This is a genomic window from Streptomyces sp. NPDC059092 (genome assembly GCF_042756365.1).
In the GTDB taxonomy this organism is placed as follows: Bacteria; Actinomycetota; Actinomycetes; order Streptomycetales; family Streptomycetaceae; genus Streptomyces.
Window position 1 is genome coordinate 178,719 of the sequence record NZ_JBHZEJ010000001.1, and the last position, 22,389, is coordinate 201,107.

18 protein-coding genes, 1 tRNA gene and 1 pseudogene are annotated in these 22,389 nt (G+C 73.9%); 11 read left to right on the top strand and 9 right to left on the bottom strand.

Going from position 1 to position 22,389, the window contains the following annotated elements; all coding sequences use genetic code 11:
• Positions 1-74: 74 nt before the first annotated feature.
• Positions 75-695, top strand: coding sequence for a hypothetical protein (locus ACFXPL_RS00730; protein ID WP_384910208.1), 621 nt, complete (start codon positions 75-77; stop codon positions 693-695).
• Positions 696-808: 113 nt separating this feature from the next.
• Here ACFXPL_RS00730 and ACFXPL_RS00735 read toward each other — a convergent pair whose 3' ends face one another.
• Together ACFXPL_RS00735 and ACFXPL_RS00740 are read right to left on the bottom strand one after the other, a co-directional pair.
• Complete coding sequence (locus tag ACFXPL_RS00735; RefSeq protein ID WP_384910211.1) at positions 809-1,666, bottom strand: spermidine synthase; 858 nt, start codon at positions 1,664-1,666, stop codon at positions 809-811.
• 171 nt (positions 1,667-1,837) lie between these two features.
• Complete coding sequence (locus ACFXPL_RS00740) at positions 1,838-2,278, bottom strand: hypothetical protein (protein ID WP_384910635.1); 441 nt, start codon at positions 2,276-2,278, stop codon at positions 1,838-1,840.
• Positions 2,279-2,589: 311 nt separating this feature from the next.
• Here ACFXPL_RS00740 and ACFXPL_RS00745 point away from each other — a divergent pair, with 311 nt between their 5' ends.
• Entirely contained in the window at positions 2,590-4,014 is a 1,425-nt protein-coding gene (locus ACFXPL_RS00745; protein ID WP_384910213.1) for a tetratricopeptide repeat protein, read from the top strand.
• A 52-nt stretch (positions 4,015-4,066) separates the two neighbouring features.
• Here the strand turns inward: ACFXPL_RS00745 and ACFXPL_RS00750 are convergent, their stop codons facing one another.
• Entirely contained in the window at positions 4,067-4,663 is a 597-nt protein-coding gene (locus tag ACFXPL_RS00750) for a histidine phosphatase family protein (protein ID WP_384910216.1), read from the bottom strand.
• A 215-nt stretch (positions 4,664-4,878) separates the two neighbouring features.
• Between ACFXPL_RS00750 and ACFXPL_RS00755 the strand changes: the two genes are divergently transcribed.
• From ACFXPL_RS00755 to ACFXPL_RS00770, 4 genes are all read left to right on the top strand, one after another.
• Complete coding sequence (locus ACFXPL_RS00755) at positions 4,879-5,916, top strand: phosphatase PAP2 family protein (RefSeq protein WP_384910638.1); 1,038 nt, start codon at positions 4,879-4,881, stop codon at positions 5,914-5,916.
• Entirely contained in the window at positions 5,837-7,042 is a 1,206-nt protein-coding gene (locus ACFXPL_RS00760; RefSeq protein WP_384910219.1) for a hypothetical protein, read from the top strand. Before ACFXPL_RS00755 ends, ACFXPL_RS00760 begins: the two co-directional genes overlap by 80 nt.
• A complete protein-coding gene (locus ACFXPL_RS00765) occupies positions 7,033-8,697 on the top strand; it encodes a hypothetical protein (protein ID WP_384910222.1) in 1,665 nt (554 codons plus the stop codon). The genes ACFXPL_RS00760 and ACFXPL_RS00765 overlap by 10 nt, the downstream gene beginning before the upstream one ends.
• 136 nt (positions 8,698-8,833) lie before the next feature.
• On the top strand, positions 8,834-10,174 hold the full coding sequence (locus tag ACFXPL_RS00770; protein ID WP_384910224.1) for an AAA domain-containing protein: 1,341 nt from the start codon (positions 8,834-8,836) through the stop codon (positions 10,172-10,174).
• Between the two features lie 54 nt (positions 10,175-10,228).
• On the opposite strand, the gene ACFXPL_RS00775 is transcribed toward ACFXPL_RS00770, so the two are convergent.
• Complete coding sequence (locus ACFXPL_RS00775) at positions 10,229-11,368, bottom strand: winged helix DNA-binding domain-containing protein (RefSeq protein ID WP_384910227.1); 1,140 nt, start codon at positions 11,366-11,368, stop codon at positions 10,229-10,231.
• Between the two features lie 157 nt (positions 11,369-11,525).
• Here ACFXPL_RS00775 and ACFXPL_RS00780 point away from each other — a divergent pair, with 157 nt between their 5' ends.
• From ACFXPL_RS00780 to ACFXPL_RS00790, 3 genes and pseudogenes are all read left to right on the top strand, one after another.
• On the top strand, positions 11,526-11,873 hold the full coding sequence (locus tag ACFXPL_RS00780) for a hypothetical protein (RefSeq protein ID WP_384910230.1): 348 nt from the start codon (positions 11,526-11,528) through the stop codon (positions 11,871-11,873).
• A 111-nt stretch (positions 11,874-11,984) separates the two neighbouring features.
• Positions 11,985-12,694 (top strand): annotated as a pseudogene (locus tag ACFXPL_RS00785) (hypothetical protein).
• Positions 12,685-12,758 (top strand) — tRNA-Lys (locus tag ACFXPL_RS00790). The pseudogene ACFXPL_RS00785 and the gene ACFXPL_RS00790 overlap by 10 nt, the downstream one beginning before the upstream one ends.
• A 64-nt stretch (positions 12,759-12,822) precedes the next feature.
• Here ACFXPL_RS00790 and ACFXPL_RS00795 read toward each other — a convergent pair.
• Positions 12,823-14,067: a M6 family metalloprotease domain-containing protein gene (locus ACFXPL_RS00795; RefSeq protein ID WP_384910233.1), complete on the bottom strand. Its 1,245-nt coding sequence runs from the start codon at positions 14,065-14,067 to the stop codon at positions 12,823-12,825.
• 362 nt (positions 14,068-14,429) lie between these two features.
• Here ACFXPL_RS00795 and ACFXPL_RS00800 point away from each other — a divergent pair, with 362 nt between their 5' ends.
• Positions 14,430-16,574, top strand: coding sequence for a putative bifunctional diguanylate cyclase/phosphodiesterase (locus ACFXPL_RS00800; protein ID WP_384910235.1), 2,145 nt, complete (start codon positions 14,430-14,432; stop codon positions 16,572-16,574).
• A gap of 125 nt (positions 16,575-16,699) precedes the next feature.
• Here ACFXPL_RS00800 and ACFXPL_RS00805 read toward each other — a convergent pair whose 3' ends face one another.
• The 4 genes from ACFXPL_RS00805 to ACFXPL_RS00820 form a co-directional block, all read right to left on the bottom strand.
• The gene (locus ACFXPL_RS00805; RefSeq protein ID WP_384910238.1) at positions 16,700-17,878 is read right to left on the bottom strand and encodes a serine hydrolase domain-containing protein; all 1,179 of its coding nucleotides are present in this window, start codon (positions 17,876-17,878) and stop codon (positions 16,700-16,702) included.
• A gap of 206 nt (positions 17,879-18,084) precedes the next feature.
• Positions 18,085-19,182, bottom strand: a complete 1,098-nt coding sequence (locus ACFXPL_RS00810) for an LLM class flavin-dependent oxidoreductase (protein WP_384910641.1) — start codon at positions 19,180-19,182, stop codon at positions 18,085-18,087.
• Positions 19,183-19,486: 304 nt separating this feature from the next.
• On the bottom strand, positions 19,487-20,206 hold the full coding sequence (locus ACFXPL_RS00815) for a decarboxylase (protein ID WP_384910241.1): 720 nt from the start codon (positions 20,204-20,206) through the stop codon (positions 19,487-19,489).
• On the bottom strand, positions 20,203-21,240 hold the full coding sequence (locus tag ACFXPL_RS00820) for an aspartate/glutamate racemase family protein (RefSeq protein WP_384910244.1): 1,038 nt from the start codon (positions 21,238-21,240) through the stop codon (positions 20,203-20,205). Before ACFXPL_RS00820 ends, ACFXPL_RS00815 begins: the two co-directional genes overlap by 4 nt.
• Positions 21,241-21,427: 187 nt before the next feature.
• On the opposite strand from ACFXPL_RS00820, the gene ACFXPL_RS00825 reads away from it, so the two are divergent.
• The gene (locus ACFXPL_RS00825; protein WP_384910247.1) at positions 21,428-22,378 is read left to right on the top strand and encodes a D-2-hydroxyacid dehydrogenase; all 951 of its coding nucleotides are present in this window, start codon (positions 21,428-21,430) and stop codon (positions 22,376-22,378) included.
• Positions 22,379-22,389 lie beyond the last annotated feature (11 nt).

Below are 22,389 nucleotides of genomic sequence, written 5' to 3' on the forward strand. Positions count from 1 at the left end.
GGTCCACCGGGTCGGGCGCCGAACTGTGGTGACCGGCGGGACAGCGGTGTCGTACGTGGTGCACTATGGCCCCGATGCGCAGAGGACTCGTACACGCGATCGCCTGGCTGCTCGCCACCGGCGCGGCGACCACGCTGACCTGGTGGGGCGTCCACACGGTCATGGCGGGGACGGCGTACGACCCGCCGCGCGCGCTCCTGTTGCCGGTGAGCGGCTCGAAGGAGGTGTCCGCCGCCTCGCGCGCGCCGCTGGACTCCTCGACGCGGCGGCCCCGCACTCAGTCGGCGCGGCCGCCGGCTCCCTCGCCCCCGGCACCGGAGGCCGCGGAGCGCGACCGGACCGCGTCGCCCTCCGCGGCCCCGGAGCCCGGGGCGAGCCAGGAAGCGGGCCCCGGGGCGAGTCCGGAACCGTCCGCGTCCACCGGGTCCGGATCCGGGTCCGGCTCCGGGTCCGGCTCCGGGTCCGGCTCCGGTGGCCGGGTGGAGAGCTATGCGGTCGACGGCGGCCGGGTCGTTCTGGAACTGGGCGCCTCTTCGGCCGAGTTGGTCTCCGCCACGCCGAACGCGGGGTGGCAGGTGCAGGCGTGGACGGAGGAGTACTGGATCCGGGTGACGTTCACGCGGGACGGCCGGGAGGTGTCGGTGTTCTGCACCTGGCACGACCATCCGCCGACGGTGGAGTTCGACGACCGCTGAGACTCCCGTGCCCGCCGGGGCCGCTTCAAACGTCCAGGCGCTCAGGCGCTCAGGCGCTCAGGCGCTCAGGCGCTCAGGCGCTCAGGCGCTCAGGCGCTCAGGCGCTCAGGCGCTCAGGACGCGAACGTACCCGGCGGGGGCAGCGGCGACGCCTTCGCGCCCGTGTCCGTCACGACGGCCGCCCCGCCGCTGAAGTCGGCCAGCGCGCGCCCGTGTTCGACGCGTCCGGGGTGCGGATCGCTCGCGACCCTGCGGGTCAGTTCCGCGACGGGCAGTTCCCGGTCCGAGGCGAGCAGGACCGCGTTGCCGAAGCGTCGTCCGCGCAGCACGGCCGGGTCGGCGGCGAGCGCCAGCCGCTCGAACTCGCCCGCGGCGGTGGCGATCTGGCCCCGGAGGTGGGTGAGCGGCGGGCCGTCCGCGATGTTCGCGGCGTACCAGCCGTCCGGCTTCAGGGCCCGCCGTACGTCGGCCAGGAACTCGGCGCTGGTGAGGTGGGCGGGGGTGCGCGTTCCGCCGAACACGTCGGCGATCACCAGGTCCGCCCAGCCGTCGGGCACCTTGGCGAGCGCGGCGCGGGCGTCGGTGGAGCGGACGCGGATCCGGGCGGCGGGGTCCAGCGGCAGGTGCTTCCGTACGAACTGGACGAGGGCCGCGTCCACTTCGGCGACCTGCTGGGTGGAGCGGGGCCGGGTGGCGGCCGTGTAGCGGGCGAGGGTGAAGGCGCCGCCGCCGAGGTGCACGACGTGCAGGGGCCGTTGGGCGGGGGCCACGAGGTCGATGGCGTGGCCGAGCCTGCGCTGGTACGCGAAGGAGAGGTACGCGGGGTCGTCGAGGTCGACGTGGGACTGCGGGGCGCCGTCGATCAGCAGTGTCCAGGCGCGGGCGCGCTCGCGGTCGGGGGTCAGCTCGGCCACACCGGCGTCGACGCTCTCGACGACGGCGTCCGCCCGGTCCCGCCTGCCGCGTGCCACGCCCCCATTATCGGGGAGGCGGGGGCGGGGCGGAAACGCGGGTCCGCGCCGGGGCGGAAACTCCCGCGCGGGAGCGCCCGTTCAGAAGCGCCTGGGGAGCGCCCGGAGACAGCACGTGGGAGCGGGACCCGTTCAGGAGCGCCTGTGGGTGGACGCTGGAGGGCCGCCCGTTCAGGAGCAACGGTCCGCGGCCTCGATCAGCCGCGCCGCCTCCCCCAGCGCCGCCCGCAGCACCACCGGATCCGTGACCGGGCCCGTCGCATCGGGTGGCAGCAGCCAGCCCGATCCGGTGACCGGCGGCTCCGACGGGATCCGCAGGCCCCGGCCGAAGGTCTGCGTACAGGCACTGCCCGGCAGGTCCCAGCCGGCCGCCGTGCCGGGCGGCACGAGGAAGCCGAGCGTGTCGCAGGAGCCGTCGTGCAGCACCGGCCCCACCCGGGGGGCGGCGCCCGCCGGGGCCGGGCCGCGGCGCAGGATGTCCACCGCCTCCAGCCCCTGGCGCGCCGGGACGGTCACCAGGTCGCACGGCTCCCCGGCGTCGTAGGGGCGCGCGCTGGACTCCTGGTGATGTGCGTGCTGAGCAGTCGTGCGTGAGCCACCGCTGGCCTTCATACCGACCTCCCACTCCCACTCCCACTCCAACAAGGCAAGCCCTCCTCGTCGAACGCAGACACGTTGAGCGTCTCCGTCAGGTTCAACGCGACGCGGTGTCAACGGCTACGGCGAAACGCCGCCGCAAAGGATGGCAGTTCATGGCGGATCGTGGGCGAGAAATCCGATTTGTGGGCAAACGCTGCGTATAAGCACCGTCACGGACGGTACGTTCGTGCTCTGCCGGGACCAACAGCCGCACACCGGCCGTATCCGGCGGTACCCCGGCCGCACTCCGGCTGTCCATCGGCTGCACCAGGAGAGGCTCGGCCATGACGTCGTCCCGGGCAGTTCCCAACCTCGTCTTCCGCCGGCTGCGCGGACAGCGCTCGCCGGGGGAGTTCGCCGCCGCCGTGCGCAGGGCCGCGCGGGAGATCGGTGAACACGTCGCGTGCGACGCACGTTATATCGGACGGGTGGAGGCCGGCGAGATCCGCTGCCCCAACTACGCGTACGAGCGGGTCTTCCTGCACATGTTCCCCGGGCTGACCCTGCGGGAGCTGGGCTTCTCGTCGCGCGAGGACGTACGCGGCAGAGCCGCGCGGGTCACGGCCCAGCGCCGCCCCCCGTCCGTCCCTCCCCCCGCTCCTTCCCCCGCCCCTTCCCCCGCCCCCACGCCCGTACCGACCTGGACCCCCGTATCCGTGACCCCGACGAACCACCCCAGCGACACCAGCGAGGAGAGCGACGTGCTGCGTCGCGCATTCATGACGTCCGGCCCCGCCACGGTGATGGCCGCCTCCCTCGGGCTCGGCGGTACGGCCGTCGCCTCCGTCCCCGCACCCCGGCGGGTCGGCGAGGCCGAGGTGCACGCCGTCGAGGAGGCCGTACGGCGGATCCGGCTGCTCGACGACCGGCACGGCGCCGACGGTCTCTACCGGAGCGCCGCCCAGCCGCTGCGCGCCGCGTACACCCTGCTCGACGCGGGTACGACGACCCGGCGCGCCACCGCCGACCGGCTCTACTCGGGCGCGGGCGAGCTGTCGATCTCGGTGGGCTGGCTCGCCCACGACTCCGGCCGCTTCGACGAGGCGCGCTCGCACTACGCGGAGGCGCTGGCCACGGCGCGGATCGCGGGCGATCACGCCCTGGAGGCGCACGCCTTCTGCAACACGTCGTTCCTGGCCAGGGACGCGGGCCAGTACCGGGAGGCCGTACGCGCCGCACAGGCGGGCCGGCGGGCGGCGGGGCGGCTCTCCTCGCAGCGGCTGCTGTCGCTGCTCGCGCTGCGGGAGGCGGGCGGCCGGGCCTGGCTCCGGGACCGTACCGGGTGCGAGCAGGCGCTGTCCCAGGCCCACGGCTACTTCGAGCGCGGGCCCGCGGACTCCGATCCGGAGTGGATGTCGTTCTTCGGCGAGCCGGAGCTGGAGGCGCAGGAGGCGCTGTGCCACGCGGCGCTGGGCGACTGGGCGCGGGCCGCGCGCCACGCGTACCGCGCGACGGTCCTTCAGCAGCCGCACTTCGCCCGCAACCTCGCCCTCTACCGCGCGGAGCTGGCCACGGACCTGGCCCGCGCGGGCGCGCCGGACGAGGCGGCGGCGGCCGGGCACCAGGTGCTCGACCTGCTGGACGACGTCCAGTCGTCGCGCATCCTGACGAAGCTGGCCGCGACGGCGCGGGTGCTGCTGCCGCACCGGCGGGTGCCGGAGGTGGGCGCGTTCCTGGAGCGCCACGCGTCGCTCGACGCACGCCGGTAGGCCGCCGGGCGGCCCCCGGAGCACGGCCGCCGGACCCCGGCCCCCGGACCCGTCAGGCGGCGAGGTGGCCCGTGTCGTTCCAGACCTGGATCGCGGGCAGGTCGTACGCCCAGCTCAGCACCGATATCGACGTCGGGTCGAGCCGGATACGGGCCGCGAACGCGATGTCCTCGCCCAGCCAGCGCGCCCCTATGGCACGCAGGATGTGGCCGTGCGCGAAGACCAGGACGTCGCGGTCGGCCGAGCGCGCCCAGGCGACGACCTCGTCCGCGCGGGCGGCGACCTGCGCCAGGCTCTCGCCGTCCGGGACCCCGTCGCGCCAGATCAGCCACTCCGGGCGGTCCGCCTTGATCTGCGCCGGGGTCATCCCCTCGTACGCGCCGTAGTCGAACTCCATCAGCGCGTCCCAGGGCTCCGCGCGCTCCCCGAACCCCGCCAGCGCGCAGGTCTCGCTCGCGCGGGCCAGCGGGCTGGTGCGTATCTCCGCGTCCGCCAGCCCCGACCAGGGCTCGCGGTGCAGCCGCTCGCCGAGCAGCTTGGCGCCCCGGCGGCCTTCTTCGAGCAGGGGGACGTCCGTCCGGCCCGTGTGTTGTCCGGACAGCGACCAGGCGGTCTGGCCGTGCCGGGCGAGCAGGATGCGCGGTGCCATGGAAATGCTCCCTGAGGTTCACATTGGTGCCGTTCCATCATCGCGCACCTGAACGAACGGCGACTTCCAGGGGGCAACCTCCCGACGCGTACGGGCGTCCCACACTCCGTCGGGGGTGATGTTGTCGAACACGGATTCCCGGGTACACCCGGCCGAAGGCGCGCACCGCCTACACCGTACGGTTGAACGTCGGCCGAAGGCCGCATGAAAACATGATGGAGACCGCCCGGATGCCGTACCGCGCCAGCGCCAGCGCCACCCGTGCCGCCCGTGAAGACACGGAAGCGACGCACCGCCCGCGCCCCCGCTGGTGGACCGAGCTGGCACTGCTGGTCGTGGTCTACGCCGCGTACTCGGCGGGACGGCTGCTGGCGCGCGGAGACGTGACGACGGCGGTCGACCACGGCCTCGCGATCCTCCGAATAGAGAAGGCGCTGCTCCTCAACGCCGAGCATCCCCTCAACCGCCTCTTCACCAGCACCCCGGCGATCGGGATACCCGCCGACTTCGTCTACGCCTCGCTGCACTACCTCGTGACCCCGGCGGTCCTCGTCTGGCTCTTCCGCCGCCGCCCGGCCCGCTACCGGGCCGCCCGTACCTGGCTGATGGTCTCCACCGTCCTCGGACTGGTCGGCTTCACGCTTCTGCCCACCTGCCCGCCCCGGCTGCTGGACGCGGGGTACGGCTTCGTCGACACCATGGCGCAGTACAGCTCGTACGGCTGGTGGGGTACGGAGGCCAGCGCGCCACGCGGGCTCGGCGGGATGACCAACCAGTACGCGGCGATGCCGAGCCTCCACGTGGGCTGGGCGGTGTGGTGCGGGGTGCTGCTGTGGAAGCACGCGCGCACCCCGCTGGTGCGATGGCTGGGGCTCGCCTATCCGCTGGTCATCACCGTGGTGGTGATGGGCACGGCGAACCACTACTTCCTGGACGCGGTCGCGGGCGCCGCGGTGATGGGCGCGGGGGCGCTGCTGACGCGGCCGGTGACGCGCGCCGTGCAGCGCGTAAGGACCCGGCTGATGCCGGGGACGGTTCCCCTTCCGTCGCAGGCACCCTCCCCGTCGCAGGTGTCGTCCACGTCGCAGGCGCCTTCCCCGTCGCAGGTGTCGTCCCCGGCCCGTTCCGCCCGCTCAGCCCCGATTGTCAGCGGTGGATGCGAGACTTCGGCGGGTGAGCGATTCCCTGGGCAGCGGACCCGCAGCAGCACCAGCACCTCCTCCGCAGACGACACTCCGGCGACGGCTCGCTGAGCTGCGCGGCCCCACCGTCGCGCCGCATCCGCTCGACGCCCGCGCGCTGGCCGCCCTCGCGGCCAACCCCGGCTGCCGGCGCCGTGCGCTGCTCGACGGCGCGGGCGTCGACAAGGCGGCGCTCGCGACGGCGCTGGGCTCACCCGCGCCGTTCGGGCAGTCGCAGTTCGCGTTCATGCGCGGCAACGCCTTCGAGGCCAAGGTCAAGGCCGACGGCGGTACGGAGCTGATGCGGCTGGTCGCGGAGCGCCTCGGCGGTGCGGCGCCACCGCCCGGCGCGGGCGAGGTCCTCGTGCCTGACCTGTCGGCGGCCGGTCCCGAGGGCCGCGTGGCCCGTACGGCGCTGGCGCTGCGCGAGGCGACGGAGGCGGCGGCGTGGGCGCTGTTGGACCATCCGCTCCTGGCCCTGGAGGTCGCGGGCTCCCCGGCGTATCTGGAACCGGACGCGGTGGTGGTGCGGCCCGACGGCCGGTGGACGGTCGTGGAGATCAAGTCCTTCCCGATGATCGACGGTTCTGCGGACGCCGCCAAGGTCGGCGCGGCGGCCCGGCAGGCGGCGGTGTACGCGCTCGCGCTGGAACGGGTCGCCGCGGTCACCGAGGGCGCCGAGGTGGGCCACCGGGTGCTGCTGGTCTGCCCCAAGGACTTCTCCAACCTGCCGACCGCGTCCGTCGTCGACATACGCAAACAGCTCTCGGTGACGCGCCGCCAGCTCGCGCGGCTCACCAGGATCGAGGAGATCGCCGAGGCGCTCCCCGAGGGCACCACCTTCGATGTGGAGCGCTGCTCGGGCGCGGAGCTGACGACCGCCGTCGAAGCGGTCTCCGCGGCGTACGCACCCGAGTGCCTGGCCGCCTGCGAGCTGGCCTTCCACTGCCGTTCGGCGGCGCGCGTGGACGGCGCGGTGGAGGCGCTGGGCCGTGGCGTACGGGGAGAGCTGGGCGGGCTGACGACGGTCCCCGCCGTGCTGGCGGCGGCGCGCGGGGAGGCGGGCGACCCGGCGGACCCGACGGTCGCGACGCTCCGGCGGGCGGCGGCGCTGCGGGCGGAGGCCCTGGCGGAGGGGCGGCGACGCGCCTGTGCGAGCGCGACGGAAGATGTCCTGGAGGAGGTCCCGTGTCGCTGATCGGTACGCTCGCCCGGCTGGAGGCCACGGAGAGCGGGCGCGCCCAGCCGCTGACGACCGTCCGGCACCGCCGGATCTCCGACCGGCCGCTCGTGCTGGTCCCACTGACCACGGCGGGCGAGGCGGGCGCACCGCTCGGCGCGCTCGTCGGGACGGACCGGGACGCGCCCCGGCTGCTGACCGTGGCGCAGCCGCGCGACCGCGATCTGCGGTTCGCGTTCCTCGGCGAGCTGGCCGAGGCGGTCCTGCCGTACCTGGACGCGTACGCCGATGTGATCGAGCCCGCCGAGCGGAACGAGACCGACCCGGAGACCGGGAAGCGGGTCAAGGTCGAGGTCGAGCTGTGCGTGGACGCGCCGCAGCTGATCGTGCCGAACAGGCCCGGCACCGACTTCGTCCGGCTGCTGGGCCGGTCGATGCGGTTCCGGCGGACGGCGGAGGACGACCCGGACGCGCCGTACCCGGCGCCGCCTCGGGTGCCGCTGCTCGGCCGCTGGCTGACGCATTACGGCGAGCGGGCCCGGGTGCCCGGCTCCTCGCTGCTGCTCGCGACGACGGATCTGCTGAACCGCCACTGGGCGACGGGCCAGTCCAACCTGGAGGACCAGCACCTGGGCGCGCTGCTCGCCTGGCTCGATCCGCCGGACGGCGCCCCGGGCGCGGAGGCGGCGCTCCGGGCGGAGCTGGCGCGGGACGGGGAGGGGCAGTTGGAGTGTCCGCCGGCCGGTCCCGCGACGGACCCGGCGTTCGACAACCGGCTGCTGGCGCCCGCGATCGAGGCGTACGACCGGGCGCGCGGCGCGCTCGCGGCGGCGGAGGACGGGCCCGGCGCGGAGGAGCAGCTGGCGAGGCTGACCGCGGCCGAGCGGCGGATCCGCGCGCTGCTGGAGTCCGTCATGCGGCCCACGTGGGACGCGGTCTGGCAGGGCCTCGACCTGCTGCGCGCGCTGCCGGAGGGGGAGCGCGTGGGCGAGCGCTGGACGCGTGACCGCTGGTCCTTCACCGGCCACCGCGACCGGGTGCGCGCCGGGGAGCCGCCGCAGCCCCGCAGGGACGACGCGGTGACGGCGGCCCAGAAGCTCGCCTCGCGGGAGACGGCCCAGGGCCAACTGGAGGCGCAGGAGGCGCTGGACGACCCGCTGGTGCTGGCGGGGCGGCGGCTCGCCGGGGAGGCGTTCCTCGGGGAGGTGACGGAGGTGGAGATGGCGTACAGCGAGAGCAAACGGCCGAGCCCGCGCCCCCTGGTCACGCTCCGCACCGACGACCGGCCGCAGCTCGGCGCGGGGGTGAAGGTGTTCCGCTCGCTGGACGGCAAACCGCAGTCGGCGGAGTTCGTGCGGTACGAGGAGTCCGCACCGCACGAGGAGGACGGCGCGGCGCGGGGCCCGGCGGAGGACGGAAGCGGCGTGCTGGTGGTGCGGCTGACCGACCGCATGGGCCGGAGCAAGGAGCCCGCGCCGGGCTCCGTCCCCGCCAAGGGCGACCGGATCGTCTGGACGCTCTTCGAGCACGCCCAGCGCGGCGGCCCGAAGCTGCCGGACCCGGAGCACACGCCGTGGACCCACGGCGGCCCGCCGGCGGGCCCGGAGGGGACGCTCGACGGCACGGGCCCCGCGCCGGTGCCTGACCCGGTGACCGAGGAGGACTTCCTGTGAGCCCCGCCAGGACCGGCCGCCACGACGGCCGTCTTCCGTGCCACCCGTCCCGCACGCGATCCCGCACGCCCACCTCGCCCCGTACCCTCACCCCACCCCGCTCCCGCATCCGATCCCGATCTCCGGAGCCCCGCCGATGAACCAGCCCACCGCCCTGGATCCGGGTGCCGCCGCGACCCGGGCCACCGACGCGATCCTGCGCGACACGCTCCACGGCGCGCACCGCGGTGTCGTCGTCGACTCCCCGCCCGGCGCGGGCAAGTCGACGCTCGTGGTGCGGGCCGCGCTGGAACTGGCCGCGGCGGGACGCCCGCTGATGGTCGTCGCGCAGACGAACGCGCAGGTGGACGATCTGGTCGCCCGGCTCGCCGAGAAGAACCCCGAGTTGCCCGTCGGCCGGCTGCACAGCAACGACCCCGACCCGTACGACAAGGCGCTGGACGAGCTGGCCAACGTACGGAAGTCGGCGAAGGCCGCCGACCTCGCCGGTCTTGACATCGTCATCTCGACGGCCGCGAAGTGGGCGCACGTCCAGGGCGTCGAGCCCTGGCGGCACGCCATCGTCGACGAGGCGTACCAGATGCGTTCGGACGCGCTGCTCGCCGTCGCCGGGCTCTTCGAGCACGCGCTGTTCGTCGGGGACCCTGGCCAGCTCGACCCGTTCAGCGTGGTGGGCGCGGACCAGTGGGCGGGGCTCTCGTACGACCCGTCGGCGAGCGCCGTCTCCACGCTCCTCGCGCACAACCCCGAGCTGCCGCAGCACCGGCTGCCGGTCTCATGGCGGCTGCCCGCCTCGGCGGCGCCGCTGGTCTCGGACGCGTTCTACCCGTACACGCCGTTCCGCAGCGGTACGGACCACGGCGACCGGCGGCTCGCGTTCGGCGTCGCGTCCGACGGGTCGGGGCCCGACCGGGTGCTGGACGAGGCCGCCGCGTCGGGGTGGGGGCTGCTGGAGCTGCCCGCGCGGCGCACGCCCCGTACGGATCCCGAGGCGGTAAGGGCCGTGGCTCTGGTGGTGCGCAGGCTGCTCGACCGGGGGGCGGCGGCCACCAGCGAGCGCGCTCCCGGCCCGGTGCCCGTGACGGCGGACCGGATCGCGGTCGGCACGGCCCACCGCGACCAGGCGGCGGCGATCCGGGCGGCGCTGGCGGAGCTGGGGGTGAGCGGCGTCGCCGTGGACACGGCGAACCGGCTCCAGGGCCGTGAGTTCGACGTCACGGTCGTCCTGCACCCGCTCTCGGGCCGCCCGGACGCCACCGCCTTCCACCTGGAGACGGGCCGGCTCTGCGTCCTGGCCTCGCGCCACCGCCACGCCTGCGTCGTGGTCTGCCGGGCGGGCGTCGCGGAACTCCTGGACGAGCACCCGTCCACCGAACCGGTCCAGCTCGGGGTGACGGTGAAATTCCCGGACGGCTGGGAAGCCATGCAGTCGACCTGGGCACAGTGGTCCAACCACCGCGTCCCGTGGCGCCCCTGAGGCCGGCGCAGCCGCCCGGACCGGCGGACAGGGCCGGGCGCGGCCGACGGGCCGTCAGCCCTTGACGATCCGGGTCTCGACACCGGGGAACCCCTTGTCCCACCAGTGTCCGTAGCGCCCGTAGACGGCCGGGTCGCGGTCGGCGAGAAACGCGGACAGTCTCTGCGCCTCCTCGGTCAGCCCGCGCCACGCGGCCTTGCCGAGGGTGCGGAAGGCGGTCAGCTCCAGCCCGCCGCCGCTCGCGCGCCACACCCCGGCGACCTGCCCGTCGACGAGCAGGCAGGGCAGCATGTCGCCGTTGCGCCGGACGACCAGCGGCCGGTACTCCGGGGGCATGAGCCGCCCGGGGAGGGCGTGGGCCAGCAGTGTGCTGTCCCACATCGGCAGCAGCCGCGGCGGCACCGGGGTGTCCTCGGCGGGCACGGCCGCCCCCGCCAGGTCGAACAGGGCGGCGCGGCCGGGCCCCGCGACCGGCACCACCCGGTCCTCCAGCTCCTTCAGCGCCCGCGTGATCACCTGGCGTCCCAGCAGGGTGAACCGGGCGATGTCCTGGGCGGTGGCGGGCCCGAACGCGCGCAGGTGGGCGAGGATCAGCCGGAGCGCCCCCGACGCCGCGTCCGGCGGCCCGTCCCCGGGCGCCGGGGGCGAGGCGAGATAGGCGTTGCGCTGCGTGAACGACCACGGGCCGCCGGTCGGTGCGTGATGTATCGGCGCGTACGTCCGCAGCGCCCACCACATGAGGTGCGCGTGCGCGCCGAACCGCCCCGTGACCTCCCGCTCCACCTCGGCGCCGGTGCGTGGCCGCGCCAGGAATCCGGCCAGCTCCGGCAGGAGCGCGTCGGCGTCTTCCAGGGTCAGCCCCGTCGAGGTGAAGCGGCGGTCGTGGAGGCGGGCCGCGCGCAGGGTGCTCTCCATGGCGGCGTGGTACGGCGCGTAGTCCTCGGCGTGGACGGCGTGCAGCGTGCCCCGCAGGAGGGTCGCCTTCACGACCCGGCGGTCCGCGAACGCCGCGTCGAGATCCCCGGGTGCGAAGTCCTGGACACGGTTCCACAGGGCCAGGTACGGCGACGCCGGTGTCTGCGCCTGCACGGCGCAGATCCGGCGCACCGCCTCGGCCACCTCGATACGGCGGCGTTCGAGCAGGAGCTGACGGTCCAGGGTGGACAGCAGAAGCTGTCGCGCGGTAAGGCTCATGGCCGGATTATGCCGACCGGCGCTGACATCGGTGCCGGACCCGGTCCGTACCGCCGCCCGACGTCCCGGCCCCCCTCGGCCCGAGGCCCCCTTGCGGCGGGCGGGACAATGGACCGTGGCCCGAGGGCCCGGTACACGCACGAGCAGGAGGAGAGACATGGCGGATCCCGAGCGGAGCGAGCGGCGGCTGCGGCCCGCGCCGTTGCTCTTCGAGCCCTCCGAGGCGGCCACCGACCCCGAACACTTCTTCGATCTCGAATCGATGGAGGACCCCGGCGAGCTGCTCGCCCGGGCGACGGAGCTGGCCCTGGCGTTCCGTGCGGCGACGGACCGGGCGGTCGAGTTCCAGGCGGTCGCCGCCGCGCAGCTCGCCGATCCGCGCCGCTTCGACCGGCTCACGACCGCGGACATCGCCGAGCGCGCGGAGTGGACCGAGGACTACGCGAAGAGGATGGTCGAGTTCGGCAGGGGCCTGCTGGCCGGGGATGTACAGCCGGGTCAGTGACCGGGATCCGTGGCATATGCCGGGGTGCAGGTTACGCCCCTCTGCGGAGCCTGTCCCGGTTTCCGGGAACTCTGGGAAACCGACTCGTTACTCCCGGTAGATCTGACTCCCATGAGTGCATGGGTACGAGATGAATCCCCGCTGAGCCCCGGCACAGGCGACGACGAGCGACGCACCGACATCTTCGGCCTCCTCCATGACGAGGACCGCCACCAGGCGGCCCAGGTGACCCCGGCCGGCGCGGACTGGCTCGCCTCCGCCGGCCCCTACCCCCGGTCCACCCTGTCCCTGTGGGCCGCCCGCCCGGCCGCCCCCGGCGTACTGCCCTGCGGCTCGGCCTTCGACGTGGTGAGCGTGGAGTCGATGTTCGGGCGCCGCATGCTCGACCGGTTGTGGTGCGACGGCCCCGGCTCGGGTCCGGTCGCCGCGCACCGGGGCCGCACCCTGCTGTTCGCGGCGCCCGGCACCGCCCAGCGGCTGCCGTCGCTGCTCGCCTGGGAGGAGTGGGGCCGCCGGGGGCCCGACGGGCGGGACGCCGAGCCGCCGCCGCTGCTCTGCCACGGCGCGGGCGACGCCGTGACCGTACCGGCGCTCACCCCCGGCGCCCGGTCCGGGCCGCGCTGGGTGGTCGCGCCGGACACCCGCCATCCGTGGCTGCCGGGGCCCGATGTGCTGCTGTGGGCGTGCGTCCGGGCGGCCCGTACGGCGGCGCGCACGACTCTCGGCCGCCTGCGCTGACCTCCGCGAACGCCTCCGCACGATCGATTTTTCTTCGTGCCGATCCGGGTGCTAAGGTCTACGACGTCAGCAGGCGCCGCTAGCTCAGTTGGTTAGAGCAGCTGACTCTTAATCAGCGGGTCCGGGGTTCGAGTCCCTGGCGGCGCACCGACGGGAAAGGCCCCTCGCTCCGGCGAGGGGCCTTTTCGTATGCCGTCATCCACCGGTGCTGTCAGCCGTCCGGTGTGATCTTGACGGTGAAGGCGCCCGAGGACGTACGGTCGGCCACCTGCACCCGGGTCCGCTCCCCCGGCACCGTGAACGTCTCGCCGACCTCCAGCGGCGCGTCCGCCAGCGGCGGGTAGACCGACCGCTCCCAGCACGCGTCGCTGTCCGGGTGCGTGTCCACCACCTCGACCGGGCCGCCGCCCGACGCCTTCCCGCTCCGCACCCGGTAGATCAGCACCCCCTCCGTACAGGTGTGCAGGTCGTTGCCGGTGGCGGCGCGCGCCTCGATCGCCAGGGCCGAGTCCGCGCCGGTCCGCACCACCGCGAGCCGGGTACCCGCACCGCCGCCGAAGGAGGGCTCGGCGGCGACCGGATCGAGGGTGAGCAGGGTCGTACCGGTGGGTGGGACACAGCTCACCTGCCGCCGGTCGAGCCAGCCCAGCTTCCACTTGTGCCAGGCGAAGAAGTCCGGCGCGAGACCGAACTGGCTGCCCATCACGTCCCAGTCACCGACGTAGGTGTCCCAGTCACCCTTGTCGTTCGTCGGCCGGTGGTAGAGGTCGGCCAGGTCGAAGACGTGACCGGTCTCGTGGGCCAGCACGTTGCGGTCGGGGGGATGCCGTTCGAAGACGGTGACGACGCGTTTGATGTCCGTCCCGTCGGCGCGCATCGGCTCGTCGAAGTTGACCACCTTCGTGGCGTCGGAGTCGACGCCCGGCGCGTCCGGGTCGGCGACGAAATAGACCACGTCGTAGCGGGAGAAGTCGATCTCCGGGTCGGCGACGGCCAGCGCGTCCCGCAGATAGGCGGTGCGCCGCGCCGGCTCCCAGTCGCGCCGTATCCCGTAGGAGGTGGAGGGGCGCGGCATCGCGAACCAGCGGAGCTGCGGGTGCGCGCGGAGCGTGAACCTGCCGTACGAGGCCCGCTCGTAGAACCGGCTGGTGGCCGGGAAGTGGTCGGCCACCAGGGCATCGGTGGTGGCGAGCGGCCGGGAGTCCGGGAAGGAGAGGAAGATCATGACCGCGTCGAGGGAGCGGGCGGGGCGCGGATAGGCGTCGTTCCAGGTGTCCAGGCCGAGGGAGTGGTGCGCGGCGGTACGGGGCAGGGCGCACGGCCCCTGCGCGGTCGCGGTCGCGGCGGGCCCGGCCACCAGGGAGGTGGCGGCGACCGCCATGAGGGAGGTGAAGGCCGCAGCGGCCCTGCGCAGCCGGGGCCTTTCCACTGCCTCGGGTGGCTGCGGACGCTCCACATCGACCTCCGGCTGCGGATGGGGACACGGCGGTACGGCAGGTACGGCGACGCGGGGACACGTCGCACTCCACCTTGTGATGTTTTGTCGGTTTACGCCCTGTTGGGCTGCCCCACGCGGGTGAGCGCGGCCCGACACCCCGGGCGCGGCGGCGAAGTCACAGCCGGTCACCGCGGCGTGGCCCGGTGCCACAGCCGTGCAGAAACGATCGCGCGATGGTGAGGGAACTCCTCTTCGGGGCCGTCTCCGGTACGGGGGAGCTGGAATGGCCACCCGGCCTACCTCTATGATCGGCACACTTTCTCTGGCTGACCCGTCTCCACCACCCCCTGTACAACACGACTGCACCGCGGGAGCGAGCCGTGAGCGGAACCTCCGAAGGGCCGCGTCCAGCGGCGGTCGCGGCGGCGGGCGGCGGGCACCCGCCGAACACGGAGCGTGCGCACCGTGCGGAGCGCACGGACCGTACAGAGCGCGCGGACCGTGCGGACCTCGCGGGACGTGCGGAAGCTACGGCGCGTGCGGAACCTACGGTGCGTCAGGCCGTGGGCCGGGCCGTCCCCGACGACGACACCGAACGGCACGACCGGACCACCGCCGAGCAGACCGAGCGCACCGAGCAGCGCGCGCCGCACCGGGCGAGTGACGCGCACGACTACCGCGCCGCGTTCCACGTCTCCCGGCTCGCCATGGCCCTGCTCGACCGCGAGGGCACCGTCCTCGACGCGAACGACGCGCTCGGCGCGCTCCTCGGCACCGGGGCCGACGCGCTGCCCGACCAGGCCGCCGCCGACCTCCTCGACCTGGCCTCGGACGCCCGCACCTGGCACGCGTACCGCGACGCCCTCGCCAGCCTGCGCGCCCGCTTCCGCTGCACCCGGCGGCTCAAGCACCCCGACGGGCGGACTTTGTGGGCCGAGGTCACGGTGGCCCCCGTACCGGACACCGAACGCGTGCTGCTGTCGGTCACGGACATCAGCGACCGGCGCGAACTCCAGGCGCGGTTGCGCCATCTCCAGCAGCACGACCCGGTGACCCGGCTGCCCAACCGCACGCTCTTCTTCGAACGGCTCACCTCTGCACTGGAGGCGTCGGCGTACCACGCCGGAGCGTTCGAGGGCGGGACGTACGGCAGCAGGACCTACACCACGGGCGCGGCGGCGTACGGCACGGGCGTCGCGTACGGGGTGTCGGCCTCGTACGCCGCGCGTGGGCACCACCGCGGAACGGGAAACGGGAGAGGGGATGGCAGAACAGGGCGGATCGGTCTCTGCTACCTCGATCTCGACGGTTTCAAGGCCGTCAACGACACCCTCGGCCACCGCACCGGCGACCGGCTGCTGGCCGCCGTCGCCGGCCGGCTCACCGAGTGCGCCGACCACGGCGGGTACACGCGCAGCGGCGGCCACCTCGTGGCCCGGCTCGGCGGCGACGAGTTCGCGATCCTCGTCGAGGACTCCACCGGTACGGAACAGCTCGCCGATCTCGCCCGTTCCGTGCTCGCCGCGCTCCAGCGCCCCTTCGACCTCGCCGGGCAGCGGCTCTCGGTGTCGGCGTCGATCGGGGTCGTGGAGCGCGCCGCGGAAGGCACCACCCCGACCGGTCTGATGCAGGCCGCCGACACCACGCTGTACTGGGCGAAGGCCGACGGCAAGGCCCGCTGGACCCTCTTCGACCCGGAGCGCAACGCCCACCGCATGACCCGGCAGGCGCTCACCTCCGCGCTGCGCCCGGCCGTCGAGCGCGAGGAGTTCGTCCTCCAGTACCAGCCGCTCGTCGGGATGGCCGACGGGATCGTCCGGGGTGTGGAGGCTCTGGTCCGCTGGAACCACCCGCAGTTCGGGACCCTGTCGCCGAATCGGTTCATCGGTATCGCGGAGGAGGACGGCTCGATCGTCCAGCTCGGCGGGTGGGTGCTCCGTACGGCCTGCCGACAGGCGCGGCGCTGGCAGCTCGACCACCCGCACGCCCAGCCGCTGTTCGTCAGCGTCAATGTGGCGGTACGTCAGGTGTGGGACTCCGATCTGGTCGGGGACGTGGCCGGGATCCTGGCGGAGACCGGGCTCTCGCCGCACCTGCTGCAACTGGAGCTGACGGAGTCCGCGGTGATGGGCTCGGCGGGCCGCCCCCTTCAGGCGCTCCAGGCGCTGAGCGACATGGGCGTGCGGATCGCGATCGACGACTTCGGCACCGGCTACTCCAACCTCGCCTATCTGAGCCGGCTGCCGGTCTCGGTCCTCAAACTGGACGGTTCGTTCGTCCGGGGGTTCCGGTACGACGAGGGCGTGCACCCGAGCCCGGCGGACGAGACGATCGTCGAGGCGCTGATCCAGCTCGCCCACCGGCTGGGGCTGACGGTCACGGCCGAGTGCGTGGAGACCTCGGGGCAGGCGGCGCGGCTCCAGCGGATCGGCTGCGACACGGGGCAGGGGTGGCTGTTCTCGCGTCCGGTGGCGCCGGAGCGGATCGCGGAGATGATCGCGGCGGTGAGCCCGAACGGCGTGTGACGGGCCGTGGGGTCCGTGAAGGTCCGCCCGGTGCGGGCCGGGCCGATGGGCCGGCCCGCACCGGACCGCCGAGGGCCGTCGAGGCCCGTCGACATCGAGGCCTGTAGGCGGTCCCGGCCCCTCCCTCAGCTCGTCAGGGCCGCCGCTATGCGCTCCACCATCCGCGACTGCTCGGCGTCGCGCCGTACCGGCGTGTAGGACCAGACCAGCCGCAGTCGCCGGTCCAGGGTCCCGAACGCGCCCGAGTGGTATCCGTAGCGCTCGCCGGTCTTGCCCCAGAACGTGACGCCGTTGACGGTGACCGTCTGGAGCCCGGCCGAGTAGCGGGCCGGGGCGCCGTCGACCATCCGTACCTCCGGCGGCGGCAGGGTGAACATGTGCTCCAGGAGGTGCGGTGGCAGCAGTTGGCCCGCGAAGAGGGCGGCCAGGAACGTCTCCACGTCGCGGGTGGTGGAGACCATCTCTCCGCTGCCGTAGGCGGCCGACTGGTTGTAGACGGTGGCGTCCTCCAGTCTGCCGTCGCTCATCTCCTGGTAGCCGTGGACGTGAGGGCCGTGCAGATAGGGATCGTCGCTCGCCGGTACGGACGTGCCGGTCAGCCCCAGTGGCCGGGCGATCCGGCGGTGGACCTCCGTACCGTACGACCGGCCGGTGACCCGCTCGACGACCATCGCCAGCAGGACGAAGTTGATCCCCCGGTACTCCTGTGCCGTGCCCGGGTCGAACTTCATCCGCTTCGTACGCGTGACCCGCGCGACCAGGCGCGGCGGCGTCCAGCGGTCGTACCGGTGGGCGAGGATCAGCTCGGGCGTGCTCCGGTCCGGCAGGTCGGGGCCGCTCTCGTCGGGCAGGCCGCTGGTGTGGTTCAGCAGGTGCGAGAGCCGGATCTCCGGATACTCGACGGGCAGCAGATCCGGCAGGTACCGCTGGACGGGAGCTTCCAGGCGCAGCCGCCGCTCACCCGCCAGTTGGAGCACGACGGTCGCGATGAAGGCCTTGGAGATGCTGCCGGCCCGCACCTGGTCCCCGGTCCTCGCCGCCCGCCCGCTGCGCAGATCGGCGACGCCCGACGTGCCGTACCAACGACCGGCCGCGCCACCCACGCGGAGCTGCGCGCCGGTGGCCCTCGGGTGCTCCAGATCGTCGATGGCGGCCTGTAGGGCCTTGGTGTCGAGGGACGGGTGCGACGGAGCGGCAGGGTACCCGGCAGGCCGCGCGGACGCCCGCGCGGGAACCGCCGCGGCGAGCGCGGCGGTCACCGCGCCGGCGACGACGACCCGGCGGGAGACCGGACGCGCGGACACCGGTGAGGCAGGTGACACCGGTGACGCGGGGGACGTGGGCGACGGAGGACGTAAGGAGGATTCGGTCATGTCTCCAGACTGAGGCTCCGCCCACCCCGCCGGATCCGGGCAGTCCCTGATCCCACCCCGACGTTCCACCCGCCACCCCCCAGGTGACACCCCTGAGACGAAGGGGCGTCACTGTGGTCGGAGGCGAGGTCGGAGGATCAGGCCGACCCCGGCAAGCCGTACCCGTCCGCGATCAGTTCGTAACTGCGCAGCCGCGCCTCGCCGCCGTGCGCGTTGGCCGTGATCATCAACTCGTCGGCGCCCGTGCGCTTCTGAAGGTCGTTCAGCCCGGCGATCACCGCGTCCTTCGTGCCGTGCACGATGTTGGTGAGCCAGCCGTTGACGAACTCCTCCTCCATCGGGCTGAACCGGTACGCCTCGGCCTCCTCCGGCGTGGGGACGAGCCCCGGCCGGCCCGTCCGCAGCCGCACCATCGAGAGCGCGCCGCTCAGCACCTGACGGCGGGCCTCGCGCTCGTCGTCGCTCGCCAGGGCCGCGACGCCGATCAGGGCGTACGGCGCGTCGAGGAGGGCGGACGGCTTGAACGACTCGCGGTAGAGGTCGAGCGCCGGGATGGTGTTCTGCGCCGAGAAGTGGTGGGCGAAGGCGAACGGCAGCCCCAGCATCCCGGCCAGCCGGGCGCTGAAGCCCGACGAGCCCAGCAGCCAGATCGGCGGGCGGCCCGTCGGGCCCTGGACCGGTCCCGGCACGGCGTGGATACGGGAGTACGGATGCCCGTCGGGGAAGTCGTCGTCCAGGAAGCGGGTCAGCTCGGCGAGCTGCTTCGGGAAGTCGTCGGCGCCCTCGTTCAGCCGCTCGGAGCGGCGCAGCGCGGCGGCCGTCGCGCCGTCGGTGCCGGGTGCGCGGCCCAGCCCGAGGTCGACGCGGCCGGGGGCGAACGCCTCCAGGGTGCCGAACTGCTCCGCGATCACCAGCGGCGCGTGGTTGGGCAGCATGACGCCGCCCGAGCCGAGCCTGATGCGCTCGGTGTGGGCGGCGAGATGCGCGAGGATCACGGCGGGCGAGGTGGACGCGACGCCCGGCATGGAGTGGTGTTCCGCGACCCAGTGCCGGTGGAAGCCCCGGCGCTCGGCGAGCCGGGCCAGCGCCACGCTCGTACGGAGCGCTTCGGTGGCGGTGGAGCCGCTGCCCACGGTGACCAGGTCCAGCACGGACAGCGCCACGGGCGCGGTGCCCCGCACGGCCCCGCGGATGGGGTCGGCACCGTCCCGGATCGCGCCGGCGTCGTCCCGGATCGGGTCGGCACCGTCCGGGGTCCGGCCGTCGGCGGCACCCGCGGTCCGGCCGTCGGCGGCGTCCGGAGTCCGGCCGGCGGTCCCCCGGCTCGTATCGCCGGTCGCCCGCCCCGTCCCCGTCGCGTCCGTCGCGTCCGTCCTGTCCGTCGCGCCTCGATCCGTAGCGCCTCGGCTCGCCTCGTCCACCGGTCAGACCCTCCTGCTGTGCGTACGTGAAGTCACTGCTCCGCGATCAACAGGAGGGTATCTCCGTTTATTCCCGCGCCGGTGCCGCGCCGGTCGCGAGCCGGTCCCGCGCCGGCGGCTACCCCCGGCTCGCGAAGAGCGTGCCCAGCTTCGGCGCCCACGCCGTGCGCTCCGCCAGCCGCAGCCCTTCCCAGACGCTGACCTGGTTCGCCGTGAGCACCGGCTTGCCGAGCGCCTCCTCCAGCTCCGGCAGGTACGCCGCCGTGTGCAGGGCCGTGTCCGGGAGCAGGACGACCTCCGCGTCCGGGTGGTCGCCCGCGCGGGCCAGCTCCAGCACCTGGTCCCGCTCCCACGTGCCGACCTCGGCGGCCGTGATGATCCCGCTCGCCCGGTCGGCCACCACCTCGATGCCCGCCGACTTGAGGAAGACCCCGAAGTACTCCGTGACGTCCTGCGGGTAGGTCGCCGCGACGGCGACGCGTTCCGCGCCCAGCGCCCGTACCGCGTGGGCGAACGCGAACGACGTGCTCGACGCCGGCAGCCCGGCCGCCAGGGCCAGGGCGCGCGTCTGTTCGTGCGCGCCCTCCCACCCGTAGACGAAGCTGCCGCTGGTGCAGGCCCAGACCACGGACTCGGCCCCGGCCAGCCTCAGCTCCTCCACCCCGGCCGCCAGCCGGTCCCCCGCGCCCATCTCCAGCAGCGCGTCGACGCGGTGGGCGTCCTCCCCGATGTCGGTGTGGACGACCGGCAGTCTGATGTCGCCGCCGAGCAGCATCTCGAAGCGCGGGTAGTCGTCCTCGGCGGAGTGGCCGGGATAGAGGAATCCGACGGTGGTCATGTCCATCCTTCCGTATCGTCCGACAGGGGCGGCGGAACGGGCCCGCCTGGGCCTGCCGGTGCGCCGGGTGGCGCCGGGGCGACCGATTCCGCCGTAGGCACGGACTCCGCCGCCGGCAGGCCCTCAACGGGCGGGGCGGGCGAAGCCGGCGCCGGGACCGGGACCGGCGCCACCGACTGGGCGGGCACGGCCGGAGAGATCGGCGTGACCGGAGAGATCGGCCGGGCCGGCGGAATCGAGGTCATCGGCGAGATCGGCGTGATCGGTGCGATCGTCGTCATCGGCGGGGCCGCCTGCACCGGCGGGTCGAGCAGCAGCGCCTGGTACGGGCCGACCGCGTGGGCGCCGAGCCTGCGCAGCGCGGCCCACATGGTGACCTGGTTGGCGGAGAGCACCGGTATGCCCAGTTCGGCCTCCAACTGCGGAATCACGTCGTACGTCGGCAGATTCGTGCAACTGATGAACAGCGCGTCGGCCGCTCCGACGACCGCCTGTCGCGCCATGTCCATCACCGACCGGTACGGAACCTTCCAGATGTCCCGTGTCAGTCCGAGAAAGGCGCGACCCGTCACGGCTACCCCCACCTCCGCCAGATACTCCTCCAGCGACCGCGTGACGGACTCCGTATAGGGCGTGACCAGCGCGATCCTGCTCGCGCCCAGTTCCTCCAGCGCCTCGACGAGGGCGCCGGTGGTGGTGAGCGACGGCACCTCCGCGGCCCTGGTCATCGCTTCGCACATGGCCCGTTCTCCGGCCGGGCCGCCGACGAAACTGCCCGACGTGCAGGCGTACGCGACGACCTCGGGCTCGGAGACGCCGAGCGCCCGGACCGCCTCCCCCAGAGTCTCGTGCTCACTGACCAGCCTGGCCAGGTCGAGGGAGACCTCGACCGGCACATAAGGCGTCCTGGTCAGACGCAACGAGATGTTGTCGGGCACCCACCGCCACAGTTCTCGGTCGAGTGCGAAATCGAACGGAGCGACCACACCCACACCACGCTGTGGTTGTGGTCCGCCCAGAAAGGAGACATCCATTGCCGGCCCCCTTGCTCACGCCCGCGCTGACAGGGTTCAGCTCTTGTTGACGACGGTAGGAGCGAGATGCGAGCGTGGTCAATCGGTACATCTCAGACGTTGCACGGAATTTTCCAACGGGAAACTCCGCTCGGCCCGCGCCCGGCATCCGCCGGGTGTACCGGCACCGGCAGAAGGGCTGCTCCCCATGCCCCCACCCACCCTCCTCGTCCTGACGGCGGACCCGCCGCCGCGCCTCGGCCGGCTCACCGGACGGGCCAGGATCACGTCGGTCGGAGCGGACGGTCTCGCCGCGCGACTCCCGCACGCCGACGCCCTGCTGGTCTGGGACTTCACCTCGGACGCGGTACGGGAAGCCTGGCCGGGTCCGGGCCCCCGGCCCCGCTGGGTGCACACCGCGAGCGCCGGGGTGGACCGGCTGCTCTTCCCCGAACTGATCGCCTCGGAGACCGTCGTCACCAACGCGCGGGGCATCTTCGAGGAGCCGATCGCCGAGTACGTGGCGGGGCTCGTCCTGGCCATGGCCAAGGATCTTCCCGGCACGCTGGAGCTCCAGAGCCGGCGCCGCTGGCACCACCGCGAGGGGCTGCGGGTCGCGGAGAGCCGGGCCGTGGTGGTCGGCGCGGGCCCGATCGGCCGGGCCGTGGCCCGTACCTTGCGGGCGCTCGGCGTGACGGTGGCCGTCACGGGCCGGACGGCGCGCCCCGGCGTGTACGGCGCCGACCAGCTCGACCGGCTGCTGACCCGGGCGGACTGGGTGATCGGCGCGGCGCCGCTGACGGACGCGACGCGCGGCATGTTCGACGCCCGGCTGTTCGGTCTGATGCAGCCGTCCGCGCGGTTCATCAATGTGGGCCGGGGGCAGCTCGTCGTGGAGGACGACCTGGTCGCCGCGGTCTCCAAGCGGTGGATCGCGGGCGCGGCGCTCGACGTCTTCGAGCGGGAGCCGCTGGATCCCGGGAGCCCGCTGTGGGACGTCCCCGGGCTGATCGTCTCCCCGCACATGAGCGGCGACACGGTCGGCTGGCGGGACCGGCTGGGCGCGCAGTTCGTCGATCTCTACGAACTGTGGGTGGCCGGAAAGCCTCTTCCCAACGTGGTGGACAAGAAACGTGGGTACGTCCCCATGCATGACTGATCGCATCGGAG